The sequence below is a fragment of the Flavobacterium sp. KACC 22763 genome (assembly GCF_028736155.1).
Lineage (GTDB): Bacteria > Bacteroidota > Bacteroidia > Flavobacteriales > Flavobacteriaceae > Flavobacterium.
In genome coordinates this window covers 2,672,285-2,689,835 of the sequence record NZ_CP117879.1, presented here as the reverse complement: position 1 = coordinate 2,689,835, position 17,551 = coordinate 2,672,285, and the positions used below count along the sequence as shown (strand labels likewise).

Sequence of the window (17,551 nt, the reverse complement as noted above, 5' to 3'; positions counted from 1 at the left end):
TATTGTTTTAAGCTCTTTCGATAACAATTGCCGATGCGCCACCACCACCGTTGCAGATCGCAGCAGCTCCAGTTTTTGCATTGTTTTGTTCTAAAACATTAAGTAAAGTTACAATAATACGTGCTCCAGAAGCTCCAAGAGGATGTCCTAAAGAAACTGCACCACCGTTTACGTTTACTTTATCGTTATCAAGATTTAATATTTTTGCATTGGCTAATCCAACTACAGAGAATGCTTCGTTAAATTCGAAGAAATCAACATCTGAAATTGAGATTCCTGCTTTGTCTAAAGCTTTTGGTAATGCTTTTGCCGGACTTGTTGTAAACCATTTTGGTTCTTGAGCCGCATCTGCGTAACCTTTTATGTATGCAAGAGGCTTTAAACCTAAAGCATTTGCTTTTTCTTCAGACATTAAAACTAAAGCAGCAGCTCCGTCATTGATTGTAGAAGCATTTGCAGCAGTTACAGTTCCGTCTTTTGTGAAAACTGGTGCTAAAGATGGAATTTTATCTAATTTCACATTAGTATATTCTTCGTCTTTAGAGAAAATAACTGGTTCGCCACGTCTTTGTGGCACTTCAACAGGAACAACTTCATTGTCGAATTTTCCAGCATCCCAAGCTTTGGCACTTCTTTCATAAGATTGAATAGCGAAAGCATCTTGCTCTTCACGGCTGATTTTGTATTCAGAAGCACACAAGTCAGCACAAACTCCCATTGCGTTGTTGTCGTAAGCATCTGTCAAACCATCTTTCTGCATTCCGTCAAGCATAGTTGCAGGACCAAATTTGTTTCCAGCGCGCATTTGTACGTAATGAGGAATCAAGCTCATGCTTTCCATTCCGCCCGCTACCACAATTTCAGCGTCACCACATGCAATTGCTTGTGCAGCAAACATAACCGCTTTCATTCCAGATGCACATACTTTATTTACTGTTGTAGCAGCAACTTCTTCAGATAATCCAGCAAACAATGCAGCCTGGCGCGCTGGAGCTTGTCCAACACCCGCCTGAATTACATTCCCCATGAAAACTTCATCGACTAATTTTGGGTCAAGATTAATTTTTGAAAGCGCCCCTTTTATGGCAGCCGCTCCTAATTTTGGTGCAGGTACACTAGATAACCCGCCCATGAAACTTCCGATAGGTGTTCTAACGGCAGAAACGATAACAACTCTTTTGTTCATTTTCTGTTTAATAATAGTTAGTAAGCAAATTTACTGTTTATTTGAATAAATTCAAATTTTGTATTGAATAGACGAATTTTAAATTTAAGGTGAAATTTTTGTTAATTCTATTTGTTTGATTGTGAAGCGGTTTTGAAAAAAGATAAAAAAAAACTAAAAAAACTCAAAAAAAAGCTTGTGAGAAAAGGAATGTTGTTATACATTTGCACTCGCAAAACGGAAGCAATTCCACTAGCAAGGAGAGGTGCCAGAGCGGTAATGGAGCAGATTGCTAATCTGTCGACGGGTAACCGTCGCCAGGGTTCGAGTCCCTGTCTCTCCGCTTAAATTTTGCCTCGGGGTGTAGCGTAGCCCGGTTATCGCGCCTGCTTTGGGAGCAGGAGGCCGCAGGTTCGAATCCTGCCACCCCGACTACAATTGAAATAATGGACGCATAGCTCAGCTGGATAGAGCACCTGCCTTCTAAGCAGGCGGTCGAAGGTTCGAATCCTTCTGCGTTCACAAAAAGTCACTCAAATAGAGTGACTTTTTTGTTTTTATGTATATACGTTTGATTTCTATTCTTAGAAATTTAAAAATAATGGTTCCATAGCTCAGCTGGATAGAGCAACGCACTTCTAATGCGTAGGTCGAAGGTTCGAATCCTTCTGGGATCACAAAAGCCACTCAAAATCGAGTGGCTTTTTTGTTTTGAACAATTTTAATTTATAAATTTATTTCGTAAATTATTACTTTCTGGTCGATTTTTGCAACTTTATTGCAACTTAGAATGAAAAATTGAGGAATTGAGACTAAATAATTATAAGGTTGAGGCTAATGAGATTTTTTTATATATTTCATATGCAATTTTGATTCTAAGAAATCTAATTATTTGTAAGAAGAAAAACAATTTCTTCAAAAAAAACTTTTCAACTATGATATTGTCGATCTAATTTTGGAGATTTATTTATTTTTGGCTTTTCTAGCTTGTTGAAAAGATTATAAAGATAAAAATAGATAATTGAAGTCATAAATTTGCAATTTTAAAATTATGAATTATGATTTTTTTCTTAATAAAAATATTGCTTGCTTATGTGGGAAATATTATAAAATTGTTGATTATATTTTTATGGAGACTTAGATTGTGTTATGTTAAAGAGATTTAAATTTTAATAATACAAATATTCGTCTTAATTATGTTAATTAACTAAAATTGTTGATAAAGTATTCCTAACTTTGATCAAGTGCACGTTTGAATAAATATATTTGTGCAATAAAAAAACCATCTACAATTGTAGATGGTTTTAAAACTAATTATTCTATCTTTCGATAAATAATTTCACTATGTCAACTAGGAGTCTGCCAAAACTTATTATAGACACAGTGAGAAATTTAAATTTGAGCCATTGACTTTCTGAGTCTTTAGGCTCATTTTTTTTTAATTTCATTTACTACAAAGATTATCAATTGTAGAATAATAAAAAATGGAATCTTGTTAAAAATCCGCACAGTTGTCAACAGTTTTAAAACTTTATATATAATAACGTTAAACCATTATTTTACTTATTGAAAGGTAGATTCAATGGTTGTGAAATGAAATAGTTATCAACAGTTGATTTGTGTTTTGACCAAAAAATATATTACAAATAGATATGAATATCCTTTTCATCTACAACAAATTGCAAATTGTCGGAATCTTCAATTAAAGTCAAAATCATTTTATCGATTGAGTTTCATCAAACGTGTTGTAATTAATACTTGAATCAGTATCAAAATAAAATTAAAAAAAGGAAGTCTTAGAACTTTGCATTTCCATGTCGTCTTCAACGAAATCGTGTTGATTATCTGTTTCAGCACCAAAATATTGTAGAGATAGTACCTTGATTTAACAACTTTGTTATAAAATCAATTTTTAAATTTTCTGGAAGTAAAATCTTCGGACTTGACAATATTAAAGCATGCTTAAACATAAAATAGAAAAGTTTTTATAAATATACATAAAAATAAAATATGTTGATTTTGATATAATTAAGAATTAAGCTCAAATGTTAAAGTTTTAGTTAAATATATATTGTATTTGATATATATTGTAAAAATGATATATATTTGTCTCATTATAATTATAACAAATTTTGGCAGAATGAGTAGTGAAGATTTGTTTAAGATATTGAGAACTAACGGATGGGAACTTAGTAGAACAAATGGAAGTCATCATATCTTTAAACGCCCAGGGGAAAAAGGAATAGTTGTAGTGCCTCATCCGAGAAAGGATATTCCGAAAGGTACATTAAACAGCATTTTAAAACAAGCGGGGCTGATTTAGTTCAGTCCCTAACTTGTAGGGATTTCACTCTAATATAAATATAAACTTGCTAGAACTAGAATAATTTCGCAAAAACCAGTTACTAACCTTGAAAGTCGAGGGGTATTACTTTAACCAGTATTAATCTAAAAATGAAAATTTAAACTATGGGAGACGCTTATAACTTTAATGTAAAATGGGCTTATATAAGCTTATTATACTAGTATCTATTTATAGATAAATCAAAAAAAATTAAATATTATTATACCAAGCAGGAAAAAAATTATGGCAATCAAAGTGAAGATTGAGAAATCTGATGGTCGCTATTGGGGAACAACACAAAATGTACCTGGAGTAGTGGTGGCTGACGGGGAAAGTATCAATGATCTAAAAGATAACATGAGAGAAGCTGTGGAATTGTACTTAGAAGCAGCTGAAGAAAACGATACAGAAACTTATGAATTATATAAAAACGGAATTGATTTTGAATACGAATTAGAAGTTTCGGAGATTTTCAGTTTTTTTGAAGTAATTAATAAGGGAGAATTTGCAAAAAGTATAGGAATAAATCCAACTTTATTTAGACAATATACAAATGCAAAGAAACAAACATATATATCGGAAAAAAGAGCTAAAGAAATTGAAAACGGTTTACATCGTTTAGGTAAAGAGCTTTTAAATGTAAAGCTCTAAAAATAAAATTTCTCATAAATTAATAATTTATGCTACTTTTACCCCTCAATTTGAGGGGTTTTTTATTGGTCAATTGACTGAAATAGAGTTTGATATAGAATCATCTAATTTTTATTTAATGAAAGAATTTTTTAAGGAAAATATGGTAGTTTCGTGGTTGATTCTCATATCAATCTTTACTTGTTTAATTCCAATTACTTTTTATGTAATTAAATTTTCAGGACTTGCTTTATCAGATGATCCGATAGTATGGGGAACTTTTGGAGATTTTTTGGGAGGTACAATTAATACAATACTTTCTCTGAGTAGTTTAGTAATCTTGGCAATTTTAACCAGTTCGATTAATAAACAATCAAATGCAGAAAACAAAAAAAATAGTTTTTTACTTAGAAGATTAGACAGTTTTGATCAATTGGCTTCTTATTTAGATAAAATTGGTCAAATTACGGTTTATGTTAGCACAGTCCTAAATGAAAATAAAGTAACTAAAAAATTGAGTGATGAACATGATATTTTGAAGTTAAAAGAGTATAGGCATACTCTAATAGAAATTACTGTTTATTTAGAATCTTTTCGACACAGATATGGGCATTTGTATGAATATGATTTTTATTCAATTGAGTATATCGATCTTCTTAAATGTTCAGATAAATTCAAAGATCTTTTTGATTCTATCATTTTAATTATAAATGGTAGGGATAATAATAAAGAAATAATAGGTGATGATTATGAAAAATTTACTACAAAATTTGATCAAGTTTTGAAAAATTTATCAAAGGAATTGAAATAAAATTTTAAAAACTATTTGTAGAAACTATCATAAAATACAACTTTTTTAAAATGTTTATTTTTAAAGTATTGTAAAACAATAAGTAAAAAGAAAGTGAGTTTGTTCCTTCTAAACAGGCGGTCGAAGGTTCGAATCTTTCTGGGATCACTTTATAGGATGATCATTTTTGATCATCCTTTTTTGTTTTGTACCTATTTTGCTTATTTTTAGTTGTTCATGATTAAAAAATATAATGGTATGAGGATAGCAATACTTGGAGCTCATAAGGTTGGTAAAACCACATTTGCAGAAAAACTGCATGAAACTCTTCCTGATTATGAGTTTTATTCAGAACCGTATTTTGAACTGCAGGAAATGGGATTTGTTTTTACTGAAATGCCTACTGCGGATGATTATATAATCCAGTTAGAACATTCTTTAAAGCAAATTGTAAAAAGTAACAGAAACGCTATTTTTGACCGCTGTCCAATTGATCTTTTAGCATATGCTTTAGCGGTCGATGATAAATTAAATTTTTCGTCAATATTTAATAAAATTCAGAATGCAATTAAAGAAATTGACGTTTTTGTATTTGTTCCTATTGAAAAGCCAGATCGGATTTTGTGCTCAGCCTCTGATTTGCCTGAACTGAGGTATGAAGTAAATGATATTATCGGAGAATTAATTGATGATTTTGATTTGGAAGTGATTGAAGTAAAAGGAAGTTCCTCCGAAAGACTAAATCAAATCCAAAGTAAAACGCAACAATTCCTTGCCAAATAGATTGGCTCTTTCTTAATTATTTTGTAGTAAATTGCATCTTCATTTTTAATTCTAATAACAAATAAAATTTTTACTACACCCCATGAATGAAGAAATTAAATTATACCGAAACGCTAAGAAAACAAGAAGTTTACTTTTATATGCTAGCGCTATCAGTATTTTAGTAGCGATTATGCTTTTGTACGGAATAGGGACTTTTGATGGAGTATTTAAAATAAAACTATCGATTGCTTCTGGTGCTATTCTTTTGATAATGCTTGTTTTGATATTTAAAATGCTTGCAAGTATAAAAGACAAATCTCCCTTAATTCAAATAGATTCAAATGGATTTTCTGGAAGAACAACTCCAGTAGCTAAAGCTTTTGGAAGAATAGAATGGCAAGATGTTACCGATGTGCAATTGCAAAAAGTAGGAGGAGACACTTTGGTTGCAGTTACGACTGATAATGTGGACAAGTATGATGGTCGCGTTTCTAAATTTCTATGGAAAATGGCTTATGACGAGCAAAATTCTAAATTGAATATAATGTACTCGGCTTCAGAAATTGAAATCGATGCGGATGAATTGTATAAGCTGTTTTTAAAATACTGGAAAAAATAGAAAAAGTGCCTCTCAAGTGAGGGGTATTTTTATTATGTTTTAGATAGAATAATATCTTTAGTTTCTTTTAACCGCCCAGGAAATAGAATTCCGTAATAGTGTAGTGTAAGCTTCATTTTGGAATAATTCTGGAGCATGCCCCATAAAAATATAAACGTTTCTTGAAGCAAAATGATCGTTTGTCCAAACTACGGGATGATCTCCCATTTTTATTTTTGAATCGGGTTCGTAAGTCGACTCATCAACTGAAGCCAGAACATGAACATTTGGCCTTGGACTTTTGTCATAAGTATACCATTCTTCTTTTTGGATAATGAAATCAGATGGAATTCCTTTAGTTACAGGATGCGATTTATCTTCTATGTTTACTTTTCCGCTAGCAAAATCTGGAATGTAATTTACAAATCTGATTCCGCCCATAAAATCAGAAAACCATTTCCACATTGGGTATCCATCAAATTCACCTAGCAAAGTGGCATGATGCAAACCAACCCATCCGCCTTTTCCGCTGTTCATGTATTTCTGAAACGCCTGCATCGATTCTTCGCTCCAAGTATAAGGAGGATAATCTAATTGTATAAAAACCTGATATTGTTTTAAAAGTGTTTCATTGATTGTTTTGGTGCTTTCAATATAATCAATGGTAAAGCTGCTGTCAATAGCAAGTTTGTTCAGCCAAGGTTTAGCTGCTTTAGTAAACGGAAGATGATGTCCGCCATTTTCGTATAAAACTAAAGCTTTAAATCGCGATTTTTTTTGTTTTTGAGCTGTGCAATCTGGTTGAAAGAAATAGCTTAAAATAAGTAGAATAAATACTATTGAATTTTTCATGAAAGCAATTTTGTGATGACAAAATAAATTATGGTTCAGACCTTGTGGTTATCGCTTGTAAAAACAGGGCTAAATGCCGAATCCACTGTTTGGTCCAGCGCCATTCATTGCCTTTTTCTTCCATTTCAAAATCGATTCACAAACTGTTAGGACTTATGTCTTTGTCAATTTTTAGTTTTTAGCTAGTGTGCAAATTACAAAAAAGATAAAATTTGCGAAAGCTAATGCCTTGATGCTAAAATCTGCAAATTATAGCAGGAATTATTTTTATTGATTTTGTGCAATAATGAAAAGAGAGATGATGTGTATTTGATGTGATTTTTATTGACCAGGCATGATATTTTTAATTGAAAATTCTTTTCACTTTTTCAATTTGGCTAAAACATTTTGAATGGATTTCAAGTCCTTCTTCATACTGTTCAAGACTCATTCCGTATAAATAAGCAATGTTTTTAAAATCATTTTTATCTGACGATAAGATTTCAAAATGATTATGAATAGCCTCTTGCTGGTTGTTTTCTTTTTTATTATTATTTCGAGTTGTCATAAAATAAGCTTTGGTAATATATTGTTTTATACTGTTTTTTGAAAATTATGAAGTAAGAAGTTTAATCTTTTCGACTGCCTCTTTGTTTTCATTGGCTACTTCTACCAATGCGAGTAAAATATCATTTCTTAGAATGGTTTTATTTCTTACGTTTCTAATTAATGCTTTGCTCGGAGCAGGCTGCCCTTTTTTTACGATACAAGCAATAGTAAGATCAACATAGGTAACAGGTAAATGCCTATCTATAAATTCATAAGCTTTTTTATTGTGAGAATTATCTTCTTTAAAATTGCTATTATTGATTAATTTTGACATATATTTGCTAATAATTATTTGTATGTATTTTATTACGTGTAAATGTAAGAATAATATTATATTATTTATTCTTTTTAATGTTAAAAAATATATTATAGCTATATTTTGTTTGAATTTTAATAATGATGTATCACGAGAAACTAAGTAAATTCTTTAGGGATAAAGGATTAAAGCAGAAGGAAGTCGGGGCAATTTTAGGATTTAGCCCTGCAATGATTGGAAGATATTTACATGGAACGGCTAGTATAGGTTCTGAATTTATACTTAGCTTAAGTAAAAATTTTCCAGATGTGGATTTGAATGATCTTTTTGCCGATGAGCAAAATAAGGTTAATGAAGCTGGACCTGTTTATGAGAAGCAGAATATTCTGAATGACTTGCAAGAAATTGAAGGACGTATTCATAATATTCGCCTGCGTCTGGCAGATAAAAAGTTTGAGGAATAATAAAAAGTTTTCCAAAAAGTTTCTAACAGTTAAAATGTCACAGTATTAATTTAAACCGCTCTTTTTGAGTGGTTTTTTTATTTAAAATACTCCTTTTTTATTTAAATTCACACTTACAGTTTAAGTTTTTTTTTACTAAATTTGGTTAACAATTTCTAGCAGTAACCAATATGGAAAAATTAAAACGACCGGTTTATGTTAAACCTGGAGCAGATGATTTTTTTAAAAAGATGCGTTTAGAAGTGAATGAAACGGTCTTAAAAAACTCGTCTTTGTATGTATTAAATGTTGTGAAGTCTTTAGGGCTTCTGGCAGTATTTTTTTTATTCTACGCCTGTATTTTATTTTTCGGGAACCGGACCCCGTTATTATTTCTTTTTTACATTTTGTCTGGTATTACAATGATCGTTTTATTTATAAATGCTTTTCATGATGCTGCACATGGAGCTTTGTTTAGAAAGCCTAAGCATAATGAATGGTTTTTATATGTTTTAGAACTCTTTGGGAGTAATCATTGGCTTTGGATGCGACGTCATATAAGCCTGCATCATGCTTATCCAAACGTGCCAGATTGGGACGTAGATATTAAACAGAGCGATATTATTAGAATATTTCCGAACAGTCCGCTGTTTAATTACCACAAGTATCAGCATATTTACATGTGGTTTATTTATCCTCTTTATAGCCTCAATTGGCTTTATATTAGAGATTTTAAAGACTTTTTTGGTACAAAGGACAACTATGTAAAGAAAGTAGTAGATAAAATTCCGAGACAAGAAGTTTATAGACTGTTTGCGGCTAAGATTATCAATCTCATTTATTTGCTTTTCATTCCAATGATGCTCTTAAGCCAGCCTTGGTATATCGTGCTTTTTGCATGGCTATCTATGCATTTATGCGGTAGTGCGATTGGTGTTGTGGCATTGGTTTCTACACACGTTGATGAAGATGCTCACTTTCCGCATACTGATGAAGATGGAAATCTTTCCGATACGTGGGTAATGCATCAAATGATAGTAACTAAAGATTTTAGTACAGAAAGCAAACTGGCTAATTTTCTTTACGGCGGATTTACGCATCACGTAGCACATCATCTTTTTCCAGCTGTTGGACATACGTACTATCCGTATATTACGCCAATTATAAAACGTTATGCAGAAGAATACAATTTGCCATACACCTCATATCCGTTTTACCACGCTGTTCGTTCTCATTTTAGAATGTTGAGAGACAAAGGTGTAAAAGAAAATATTCTGATTACAGGAGAAATATAAGTCTAAAAATATCCAATAAAAAAAGCGGTTTTTAAACCGCTTTTTTTATGCTTGCATTATTTTTTATTTTGAATATTCTCCTTTTTAATATTTAAATCTTTTAAGAAGTTATCTTTTATTTCAATATCAAAATTATCTTCTTTAAAAACGGTTAATTTAGATTCAGAAAATTTATAGACATTGATTTTATTGTTTTTAACGTCAATATACAAATCATAAGAATAAGTACTGCAGTCATGTTGCTTGCAGCCCCAAGCGTGAAGTATATTATCTTGTTTTTCAAAAGGAGTTTCTGTGTTCCAGTTTTTTGTCATTTGATCGTAATCTGCTCCTAGTAATTTTTTTAACCTCGGAGCTAAACTGCTTTTGGTTAAAAACTGTGTTCCAATGACACTTTTATCTACTAAACCATACAAAGTATCATTTGGATTCAAAACAATACTGTCTGCCTGTAAAGCTTCAGTTTTAATAGAAGTAGAATCTGTTTTAGGAACTTCTTTTATAATTTCTTTTTTGCAGGAAAATAAGAGTAAACTGCTTGCAAGTGCTGCTGAAATGTATTTGGCTCTGTAATTCATAATATAACTGGTTTTTAGAATTAATAATTTAATTTACAAAGTCGTAAAGAGCTAATTTTCATAAAGATATTAAAAATAATGTTTGGTTTGAAAGGAATTTATGACGAATTGTAGATTTGTAAAAACAAACTTTTTACCCTTAAAGAGAAATTGTTCAATCGGTTTTTAAGTTTTTTTGTTTAATTTCAATTTTTAAAATCGTCTTAAAATGAATTATATTTTCAAAATATTAGTCTTTTTCCTTTTTGGAATAAGCTGTTTACAGGCACAAAATGAAGCTTATACAACTTCAGCTGAAGTAAAGATTTCTGATACTACATTTGTGAATCTGCGAGATTACAGCAATGATTTTGTCTATGATATGAAATACGCAACAGATGATAATTTTTTAAAGACAAAAGTTTATGATTGTGCCGAATGTATGCTTCGTTTAAAGACTGTAAAAGCATTAATTGCAGCCAATAAGGATTTTTTGAATAAAGGTTATAGAATTAAATTATATGATTGTTACAGACCTTTGGATATTCAGAAAAAAATGTGGGAGATTGTATCGAATCCTATTTATGTTGCAGATCCAAAAAAAGGCTCCATCCATAATAGAGGAGGAGCCGTAGATATTTCTTTGGTGGATATAACCGGAAAAGAAGTTGATATGGGAACTTCTTTTGATTTTTTCGGAATTATGGCGAGTCATAATTTTAAACAGCTTTCAAAAGAAATACTTTCTAATAGAGCTTATTTAAAAAAGACCATGATTAAAAATGGCTTTAACTCTTTTGATTCTGAGTGGTGGCATTACAATTTAAAAACCGGTTTAAAGGATAATGTGTCCAACCAGAAATGGAAGTGCAATTAATTACTCAACGCACCTGATATTATCCATAAAATAAGTATTCGGATTAGTTACCTTTCCTGTTAATTCAGAAGTAAGTTCTCGTTTTACAATGTAATCTTCTGTATTGGTAAGATATTTAATTCTCATTATTGAAATTGGAGATTTTTTTAGTTCCTCATAATTATCTTTCATAAACATAAAAATACCAGTATTGATACGGTTATCAAACCCTTTTTCATCACGAACAAGTGTTCCGCAGTTTTCTTGATTGATGTGCATTAGGGTTACAATTTTTCCGTTTTCTAATTGCAGAAATATTTTTGAGTTTTTGTCAAAGCAGTTTGCCTTGATAAAATCTTTGCTTTTTTGAATAGATTGTAGGTTCAATGTTGGTAAACCATCTGTTTGAGCCAAAGAGAAGAAGATATAATTAAAGCTTCCGCCAAAATATTTCTCACTCATCAAATATTCATTTGTTATTTTATAAGATCCGATGGAGTCGTTTACATTTACACTGTATTCACAAGGTTTTTGGGCAAATGCGGTAAAGGTTAATAAAAATAGAGTTAGCGTAATTAATTGTTTCATTGTGTTAGATTATTTTGGTGCAAATTAAAACTATTTTGTTATCTTTTACATCTGTCGTAAAAAAACAATACAAATTTCCTCCATTTTTTATTTTCCACTTCTTTCGGATGTTTTCTACAGTTTCAGGAAAATTACGAGTGGTAATATTAGCTTGCTTATTGGCTAGTTCGTTTTTCATCTCATTTTTATGGTATGGAATGACTTTTTGAACTTCAAATTTCCTTCCCGGAAAATCGATTAAATCTTCTGAAGTATATAAATGAGAATGTTTGTGCAGTTTATTAATCTGAAAAGTGGTGCTGATTTCATCAAAACCTCCAGATTTCATAATTGCCGAATTTGGTTCGTATAAATATTGTTGAGGTAAATTATAAATAGGAAAAGATTCTTCGCCTAGAATAAATTCAAAAGTTTCTGTTTTTTCTTTTAAAATATTAGCAGTCTTTAAAGTTATTTCGCCGGTATACTCTTTATGAATTTCAAAAAGCAGTTCTTTAACTTCGTTTTCTAAAGCAATGATGTGAATGTTCTTTACATTCTTTAATTCTGATAATCCCGCCGAAATATCTAATAAAGGAGCAGTTTTAATTAAAATAGAATCAGATTTTTCAAAATAAAAATCAAGCAATTCCGGAACATTTGGCAGACAGTCTTTCAGCATGAAAACTTTGCCTTTGCTGTCGTTTCTTCGTGAAGGATCAATATAAATCCAATCGTATTTTTGGTTGGTTTCTTCTAATAAATGAATAGAATCGCCAGCATAAAAAGTACAATTTTCAACTTGCAGCTGTTTAAAATTATGAGCTACAGTTTCAGACAATTGTTCATTTATTTCACAATGCGTTATCGATTTAAATTTCTTCGAAAAATAATAATCGTCAACGCCAAAACCGCCAGTTAAATCAATTAAAGATTCGCCAGATATTAAGGAAGCCTTATAAGCTGCAGTTTTCTCTGAAGAAGTTTGTTCTACTGAGATTTTGCTTGGATAAATAATATTTTCGGTTGCAAACCAAGTCGGAAGTTTTTCTTGTGCTTTTGTTCGGGCTTCAATCTGATTTAAAATTAAAATCCAATCCATTTCTGGAAACGGATTTTTTTGGAGCGCCAATTTTGTTATATCTGCACCAGTATTTTGAATTATATATTCTTGAATTTCTGGATGCAAAATAGGATTGTTCAAAGCTAAATTCTTTCGGTTAATACGGAGACGATTTTGTTGTCAGGGAAAAATTCTTTTAAAATTACTTTAATCATCGTAAACGCTGGAATGGCTATTATCATACCCACAATTCCAAACGTAATACCGCTGATTAATATAACCAAGAATATTTCTAACGGGTGCGAATTTACACTTTTTGACGAAATTATGGGCTGGCTAATATTGTTGTCAATTGCCTGAACCAATAAAAAACCAATAACGACATAGATTGTTGTTGGCAGAATTTCTGATTGAAAATCTTTTCCAATCATGCTTATCATAGTCAGAATCGCAGCCAAAGTAGTTCCGATAATTGGTCCCAAATAGGGAATTATATTTAGAATGGCGCATAAAAAGGCAATTACAAAAGCATTTTTATTTCCGAAGATTAGCAATACAATCAGATATAGAATAAACACTACAATTAGCTGCAGTAATAAACCAATGAAATAGCGTGTCAGTAAATGGTTTATTTTTGCGATGGAGTTTAAAATTTTGTCTTCATTTGAATCTGGCAATATTCTTCTCGCCTGATCTTTAAAGATATCTTGATCTTTTATGAAAAAGAAAGTAATAAAAAATACAGACACCAATCCCATTCCCATATCGGCCATAAAGTTGATTATAGTATTGATGAATCCTGTAAAATAGCTAAAATCTAAGAAAGAAATGAGCTTAGAATCTTTTATAACTTTATTCAAATCTATATGCGGAATATTAAAATACTTTTCGAGACTGTTTTCTGTCTCTATAAATTGAGCCTGCAGATGTACTGTGTCAAGAAGAGCTAGATTATTTGCTTGAGAAATAATTAAAGGGACAAATAATAGAATAAAGCCCACAATTAGAAAAATGAAAAAGATAATTGTGGTTGAAGCGGCCATCGAATTGCTGAATTTTAATTTGTTCTTTAAAAGAAGCACCATCGGATTGGCAATCAAACACAATAGTAGCGAAATGCACAAATAAACGATTACAGTTTGAATTTCATATAAAAAATATAAGACGATACCAATTATTAAAATTGTAGCTAAAGCTCTTAATATTCCGTAAGAAATAGTTTTTGATGTGATCATGCTTAAAATTTAGACTATAAATATAGGAAAAAGCATTCTAAAATTTATGGGTAAACAAAAAAAGCGAGATGATTTCATCTCGCCTTTAATTAAGTTTTTTTTTATTATGGTTGTGCAAAAGAAGCTCTAGCACCTCCAGTTGTAAAAATAGCCGATATTCTATTTTTCTGACCTGTCGAGAACATGTACATTGCAGCATCATCAACATAATCCATGTAGTTCATTGTCATTTCTACAGGTGTACCTGTACAAGTGCTGTAATGAGGGTAAGCAGGAACTCCGTAGTTTGCTGTGTTATGAGTAGGAGTATCAGAAACAAGATCGCTTCCGCAAGTTGCATCTCCCCAGATGTGACGTAAGTTCATCCAGTGACCTACTTCATGTGTAGCTGTTCTTCCTAAGTTATATGGAGCATTTGCAGAACCAGATAATCCGAAGTATTTAGGATCAATTACCACTCCGTCTGTAGCAGAAGCACCTCCAGGAAATTGTGCATAACCTAAAATTCCGCCACCAATAACGCATGACCACAGGTTTAATTTTGTAGTTGGAGAAGTAGGTGCAATTCCGCCCTGAGCTGTTTTTTTCATAGCGTCATTTGTTCCCCAAGAAGTTTTTGTAGTAGATTTTCTGATAACCTGATCTAAAACAAAAGTAATTCCGATGTTAGCTTTAACTCCTGAGAATAATGCTGGTACATTATTGTAATCAGAGTTTAAAGCATTGAAATCTTTGTTTAGCACATCAATTTGTGATTGAATTTGTGCATCTGAAATGTTTTGTGCAGCAGTTTTGTATAAAACGTTTACTACAACTGGAATTTCGATTTTTCCATTTACCAAACGGCCTGTGAAATTTGAACCTGCGTGTTGTGCAGTAAAAGTTTCGATTTCGTTCATTCTAATTGCCAACATAGGATCGGCTTTCAATTGAGCTTCTAAAACTTCTTGCGTTGCACAGCCTCTTCTTGCTGGAACGCTTGCATCTGCATTAGCAGAATCAGATTGTTCATTTTGACAAGCAAACAGCATTAATGCTGCAAATGTGGTAATAATAACTTTTTTCATAATAATTTGGGTTTTTGTTATAAAATTGTTGATTAGTTGAATAATGCGGCAATTTTATAACAAAATACCTTTCTTGCAAAATATTAGATCAAAAATTTTGTGAGAAATTTTACAATCCCTTACAAACATTGATTCCTACAAAAAATATCTTTAAAAAATTATACAGTATTTTCTTTCTTTTTATTTTTTTAATGCATTTCGTCGTGATTATCTGTCGTTTAACGATAAATTTTAACAAATAAATTTGAAGTAAAACTGAAGGGTTCCTTTTAAAAGAGATTTTTAAAGCTTAATTTTTTACAACGAAGTAATCTCATAAAGCGCAATACTCGCAGCCTGAACCACATTCATACTGCTATTTTTGCCAAACATATTGATATGCACAATTTGATGGGAAAGTTTTAGAAGTTCTTCAGAAATTCCGTTGATTTCACTTCCAATCAAAAGTGCGATTTTTTTATCGAAAGGAATCATAACTTCTTTTAAAGGTTTGCTGTTAGAAGTAATTTCTAAAGCAATAATTTCGAAATTATTATCAGTCAGATAGGAATGAAGTTCGTTGAAATTTTCAATTACAGAATGTGGCACATGAAGATGTGTACTTCTAGAAGTTTTATTGATTTTACGTGGTGTAAGCGGAATATCTTTTCCGTAAAAGATAATATTTTCAACTCCGAAAGCTTCAGAAATTCTAAATAAAGAACCAATATTCTGCTGAAAGTAAATATGATCGCATACCAAAGTAATGGGAAACGTTTTTCTTTCAAATTGATTTTCTTCGTGAGTCAGTTGCATTTTTTGTTAGTGAAAAGTGATTAGTAATTAGTAATAAGTAAATAGTAAATAGTGTTGAGTCCGAATCTAAATAATTTTCTCTTTTAAATTGATGAATTACTTGTAACTAATTACTTGGGACTAGTCATTAATTAGTAAAAATATAATTGATAATGTTGGCACCCATTTTCAAGGCTTTGTCTCTTACGTTTGCAGGATCATTATGAACTTCGGGATCTTCCCAGCCATCACCCAAATCACATTCATAGGTATAAAGCAAAACCAGTTTGTTGTCTATAAAAATACCAAATGCCTGTGGGCGAGTTCCATCGTGTTCGTGAATTTTTGGCAATCCATTTGGGAAAGGAAAAGGCTTCTGAAAAATAGGATGATTCGCCGGAAGCTCGACTAAATTATTATTTGGAAATATCTTTTTGATTTCTTTTCGAATATATTGATCCATTCCGTAATTATCATCAATATGCAGAAAACCTCCAGCAGTTAGATAATTTCTCAAGTTTGTTACGTCTGCATCACTAAAAACAACATTTCCGTGTCCGGTCATATGTACAAACGGATAGGAAAGTAAATCTGGATTGCTTGGTTCTACCGTTGAAGGTTTGCTTTTGATGCGTGTATTAATATTAGCATTGCAAAAACTGATCAAATTTGGCAACGAAGTCGGATTTGCGTACCAATCGCCGCCACCGCTGTATTTAAGCAAAGCAATTTCTTGTGAAAAAGAAACACTTGAAAAGAGTAACAATAAGTAAAATATTTTTTTCATATAATTTTAATTATAAGGCTTTATCGTACTATTTGTTATTTCGAGGAACGAGAAATCTCCATAAGCAGCTCTACAAAGTTTGGCTTTTCGTTGCGGAGCTTCTCGCGGAGATTTGCTTCGCCGATTCGCTAGCGCTCGGGTCTCCTTCGTCGAAATGACAATATTGAGTTGATTTATTCTCTTGAAATGACAAATTTAATTGTCTTTAATTTGTTTATTCATTAAAAAAAACAACACTATGACAAGCTACCACAGCAGCTGTTTCTGTTCTTAAACGCGTATTTCCTAGGGTTACAGGCTTGTAATTGTTTTCTAATGCCAATGCAATTTCTTTTTCAGAAAAATCACCTTCTGGACCAATTAAAATGGTAATGTCTTCATTTGGTTTTAAAACCTCTTTCAGTGACTTTTTATCGGTTTCTTCGCAGTGTGCAATTAACTGTAAACCATTTTGTTTTTGTTTAATAAATTCTTTAAACGAAATAGCTTCATTCAATTTTGGAAGAAAGGTTTCATTGCATTGTTTCATTGCCGAAAGAATGATTTTTTCAAAACGATCACGATTAATTACTTTTCGTTCAGAGCGATCACAGAAAATCGGAGTGATTTCCTGAACTCCAATTTCGGTAGCTTTTTCTAGAAACCATTCAAAACGATCGTTCATTTTGGTTGGAGCAACAGCCAGATGCAAATGGAATTTAGGTTTTTCTGCATTTGTTATAGAAAGCACTTCAACGGTACATTTATTATCTGAAGCCAGAGTGATCTGAGTCTCAAACAATAATCCAAAACCATTGGTGACATGCAAAATATCTGCATCTTTCTTTCTAAGAACTTTTATAATATGACGGCTTTCTTCTTTATCAAAAGAAAAACTTTCGGTTGTCTCGTCTATATTCGGATTAAAAAATAACTGCAT

Annotated in this window: 20 protein-coding genes and 4 tRNA genes; 12 read left to right on the top strand and 12 right to left on the bottom strand. The window is 31.6% G+C overall.

Annotated elements, in window-relative coordinates; all coding sequences use genetic code 11:
* Positions 1-7: 7 nt before the first annotated feature.
* The gene (locus tag PQ463_RS10765) at positions 8-1,186 is read right to left on the bottom strand and encodes an acetyl-CoA C-acyltransferase (RefSeq protein ID WP_274257806.1); all 1,179 of its coding nucleotides are present in this window, start codon (positions 1,184-1,186) and stop codon (positions 8-10) included.
* A gap of 238 nt (positions 1,187-1,424) precedes the next feature.
* On the opposite strand from PQ463_RS10765, the gene PQ463_RS10760 reads away from it, so the two are divergent.
* From PQ463_RS10760 to PQ463_RS10720, 9 genes are all read left to right on the top strand, one after another.
* A tRNA-Ser gene (locus PQ463_RS10760) sits at positions 1,425-1,508 on the top strand.
* 14 nt (positions 1,509-1,522) lie between these two features.
* A tRNA-Pro gene (locus PQ463_RS10755) sits at positions 1,523-1,597 on the top strand.
* A 16-nt stretch (positions 1,598-1,613) separates the two neighbouring features.
* Positions 1,614-1,687 (top strand) — tRNA-Arg (locus PQ463_RS10750).
* A gap of 81 nt (positions 1,688-1,768) precedes the next feature.
* Positions 1,769-1,842, top strand: a tRNA-Arg gene (locus tag PQ463_RS10745).
* Between the two features lie 1,463 nt (positions 1,843-3,305).
* On the top strand, positions 3,306-3,488 hold the full coding sequence (locus PQ463_RS10740; RefSeq protein ID WP_274257804.1) for a type II toxin-antitoxin system HicA family toxin: 183 nt from the start codon (positions 3,306-3,308) through the stop codon (positions 3,486-3,488).
* Between the two features lie 264 nt (positions 3,489-3,752).
* Complete coding sequence (locus tag PQ463_RS10735) at positions 3,753-4,160, top strand: type II toxin-antitoxin system HicB family antitoxin (RefSeq protein ID WP_274257802.1); 408 nt, start codon at positions 3,753-3,755, stop codon at positions 4,158-4,160.
* A gap of 118 nt (positions 4,161-4,278) precedes the next feature.
* Complete coding sequence (locus tag PQ463_RS10730; RefSeq protein ID WP_274257801.1) at positions 4,279-4,950, top strand: hypothetical protein; 672 nt, start codon at positions 4,279-4,281, stop codon at positions 4,948-4,950.
* Between the two features lie 216 nt (positions 4,951-5,166).
* Positions 5,167-5,712, top strand: a complete 546-nt coding sequence (locus PQ463_RS10725; RefSeq protein ID WP_274257800.1) for an AAA family ATPase — start codon at positions 5,167-5,169, stop codon at positions 5,710-5,712.
* Positions 5,713-5,794: 82 nt separating this feature from the next.
* Positions 5,795-6,313 (top strand): STM3941 family protein, encoded by a 519-nt coding sequence (locus PQ463_RS10720; protein ID WP_274257798.1) that lies wholly within the window; start codon positions 5,795-5,797, stop codon positions 6,311-6,313.
* A 57-nt stretch (positions 6,314-6,370) separates the two neighbouring features.
* Here the strand turns inward: PQ463_RS10720 and PQ463_RS10715 are convergent, their stop codons facing one another.
* The 3 genes from PQ463_RS10715 to PQ463_RS10705 form a co-directional block, all read right to left on the bottom strand.
* The gene (locus PQ463_RS10715) at positions 6,371-7,144 is read right to left on the bottom strand and encodes a ThuA domain-containing protein (protein WP_274257796.1); all 774 of its coding nucleotides are present in this window, start codon (positions 7,142-7,144) and stop codon (positions 6,371-6,373) included.
* A 343-nt stretch (positions 7,145-7,487) separates the two neighbouring features.
* Positions 7,488-7,691 carry a hypothetical protein gene (locus tag PQ463_RS10710; RefSeq protein ID WP_274257795.1) on the bottom strand — a complete coding sequence of 68 codons (204 nt, stop codon included), beginning with the start codon at positions 7,689-7,691 and terminating at the stop codon, positions 7,488-7,490.
* A gap of 45 nt (positions 7,692-7,736) precedes the next feature.
* Entirely contained in the window at positions 7,737-8,006 is a 270-nt protein-coding gene (locus PQ463_RS10705; protein ID WP_274257792.1) for a hypothetical protein, read from the bottom strand.
* Positions 8,007-8,128: 122 nt separating this feature from the next.
* Between PQ463_RS10705 and PQ463_RS10700 the strand changes: the two genes are divergently transcribed.
* Positions 8,129-8,452, top strand: a complete 324-nt coding sequence (locus tag PQ463_RS10700; RefSeq protein WP_111426299.1) for a helix-turn-helix domain-containing protein — start codon at positions 8,129-8,131, stop codon at positions 8,450-8,452.
* A gap of 170 nt (positions 8,453-8,622) precedes the next feature.
* Positions 8,623-9,726, top strand: coding sequence for a fatty acid desaturase family protein (locus PQ463_RS10695; RefSeq protein ID WP_274257790.1), 1,104 nt, complete (start codon positions 8,623-8,625; stop codon positions 9,724-9,726).
* Positions 9,727-9,782: 56 nt separating this feature from the next.
* Here PQ463_RS10695 and PQ463_RS10690 read toward each other — a convergent pair whose 3' ends face one another.
* Positions 9,783-10,304: an Ivy family c-type lysozyme inhibitor gene (locus PQ463_RS10690; protein WP_274257789.1), complete on the bottom strand. Its 522-nt coding sequence runs from the start codon at positions 10,302-10,304 to the stop codon at positions 9,783-9,785.
* A gap of 208 nt (positions 10,305-10,512) precedes the next feature.
* Between PQ463_RS10690 and PQ463_RS10685 the strand changes: the two genes are divergently transcribed.
* The gene (locus PQ463_RS10685) at positions 10,513-11,160 is read left to right on the top strand and encodes a M15 family metallopeptidase (RefSeq protein ID WP_274257788.1); all 648 of its coding nucleotides are present in this window, start codon (positions 10,513-10,515) and stop codon (positions 11,158-11,160) included.
* On the opposite strand, the gene PQ463_RS10680 is transcribed toward PQ463_RS10685, so the two are convergent.
* The 7 genes from PQ463_RS10680 to PQ463_RS10650 form a co-directional block, all read right to left on the bottom strand.
* Positions 11,161-11,727, bottom strand: a complete 567-nt coding sequence (locus PQ463_RS10680) for a hypothetical protein (RefSeq protein WP_111426295.1) — start codon at positions 11,725-11,727, stop codon at positions 11,161-11,163. It lies immediately after the preceding gene.
* Between the two features lie 4 nt (positions 11,728-11,731).
* On the bottom strand, positions 11,732-12,910 hold the full coding sequence (locus PQ463_RS10675; RefSeq protein WP_274257787.1) for a THUMP-like domain-containing protein: 1,179 nt from the start codon (positions 12,908-12,910) through the stop codon (positions 11,732-11,734).
* A 2-nt stretch (positions 12,911-12,912) separates the two neighbouring features.
* Complete coding sequence (locus PQ463_RS10670; RefSeq protein WP_274257786.1) at positions 12,913-14,004, bottom strand: AI-2E family transporter; 1,092 nt, start codon at positions 14,002-14,004, stop codon at positions 12,913-12,915.
* 104 nt (positions 14,005-14,108) lie between these two features.
* Complete coding sequence (locus PQ463_RS10665; protein ID WP_274257784.1) at positions 14,109-15,071, bottom strand: zinc metalloprotease; 963 nt, start codon at positions 15,069-15,071, stop codon at positions 14,109-14,111.
* Positions 15,072-15,368: 297 nt separating this feature from the next.
* Positions 15,369-15,866: a TrmH family RNA methyltransferase gene (locus PQ463_RS10660; RefSeq protein ID WP_274257782.1), complete on the bottom strand. Its 498-nt coding sequence runs from the start codon at positions 15,864-15,866 to the stop codon at positions 15,369-15,371.
* 127 nt (positions 15,867-15,993) lie between these two features.
* Positions 15,994-16,632, bottom strand: coding sequence for a DUF4159 domain-containing protein (locus tag PQ463_RS10655; protein WP_274257780.1), 639 nt, complete (start codon positions 16,630-16,632; stop codon positions 15,994-15,996).
* Positions 16,633-16,846: 214 nt separating this feature from the next.
* A complete protein-coding gene (locus PQ463_RS10650; RefSeq protein ID WP_274257779.1) occupies positions 16,847-17,551 on the bottom strand; it encodes a 16S rRNA (uracil(1498)-N(3))-methyltransferase in 705 nt (234 codons plus the stop codon).

What these genes read in the sequence shown, in the direction of transcription:
- PQ463_RS10765 (WP_274257806.1), bottom strand. Translation starts at nt 1,186, where the DNA reads ATGAACAAAAGAGTTGTTATCGTTTCTGCCGTTAGAACACCTATCGGA.
- PQ463_RS10740 (WP_274257804.1), top strand. Translation starts at nt 3,306, where the DNA reads ATGAGTAGTGAAGATTTGTTTAAGATATTGAGAACTAACGGATGGGAA.
- PQ463_RS10735 (WP_274257802.1), top strand. Translation starts at nt 3,753, where the DNA reads ATGGCAATCAAAGTGAAGATTGAGAAATCTGATGGTCGCTATTGGGGA.
- PQ463_RS10730 (WP_274257801.1), top strand. Translation starts at nt 4,279, where the DNA reads ATGAAAGAATTTTTTAAGGAAAATATGGTAGTTTCGTGGTTGATTCTC.
- PQ463_RS10725 (WP_274257800.1), top strand. Translation starts at nt 5,167, where the DNA reads ATGATTAAAAAATATAATGGTATGAGGATAGCAATACTTGGAGCTCAT.
- PQ463_RS10720 (WP_274257798.1), top strand. Translation starts at nt 5,795, where the DNA reads ATGAATGAAGAAATTAAATTATACCGAAACGCTAAGAAAACAAGAAGT.
- PQ463_RS10715 (WP_274257796.1), bottom strand. Translation starts at nt 7,144, where the DNA reads ATGAAAAATTCAATAGTATTTATTCTACTTATTTTAAGCTATTTCTTT.
- PQ463_RS10710 (WP_274257795.1), bottom strand. Translation starts at nt 7,691, where the DNA reads ATGACAACTCGAAATAATAATAAAAAAGAAAACAACCAGCAAGAGGCT.
- PQ463_RS10705 (WP_274257792.1), bottom strand. Translation starts at nt 8,006, where the DNA reads ATGTCAAAATTAATCAATAATAGCAATTTTAAAGAAGATAATTCTCAC.
- PQ463_RS10700 (WP_111426299.1), top strand. Translation starts at nt 8,129, where the DNA reads ATGATGTATCACGAGAAACTAAGTAAATTCTTTAGGGATAAAGGATTA.
- PQ463_RS10695 (WP_274257790.1), top strand. Translation starts at nt 8,623, where the DNA reads ATGGAAAAATTAAAACGACCGGTTTATGTTAAACCTGGAGCAGATGAT.
- PQ463_RS10690 (WP_274257789.1), bottom strand. Translation starts at nt 10,304, where the DNA reads ATGAATTACAGAGCCAAATACATTTCAGCAGCACTTGCAAGCAGTTTA.
- PQ463_RS10685 (WP_274257788.1), top strand. Translation starts at nt 10,513, where the DNA reads ATGAATTATATTTTCAAAATATTAGTCTTTTTCCTTTTTGGAATAAGC.
- PQ463_RS10680 (WP_111426295.1), bottom strand. Translation starts at nt 11,727, where the DNA reads ATGAAACAATTAATTACGCTAACTCTATTTTTATTAACCTTTACCGCA.
- PQ463_RS10670 (WP_274257786.1), bottom strand. Translation starts at nt 14,004, where the DNA reads ATGATCACATCAAAAACTATTTCTTACGGAATATTAAGAGCTTTAGCT.
- PQ463_RS10665 (WP_274257784.1), bottom strand. Translation starts at nt 15,071, where the DNA reads ATGAAAAAAGTTATTATTACCACATTTGCAGCATTAATGCTGTTTGCT.
- PQ463_RS10660 (WP_274257782.1), bottom strand. Translation starts at nt 15,866, where the DNA reads ATGCAACTGACTCACGAAGAAAATCAATTTGAAAGAAAAACGTTTCCC.
- PQ463_RS10655 (WP_274257780.1), bottom strand. Translation starts at nt 16,632, where the DNA reads ATGAAAAAAATATTTTACTTATTGTTACTCTTTTCAAGTGTTTCTTTT.
- PQ463_RS10650 (WP_274257779.1), bottom strand. Translation starts at nt 17,551, where the DNA reads ATGCAGTTATTTTTTAATCCGAATATAGACGAGACAACCGAAAGTTTT.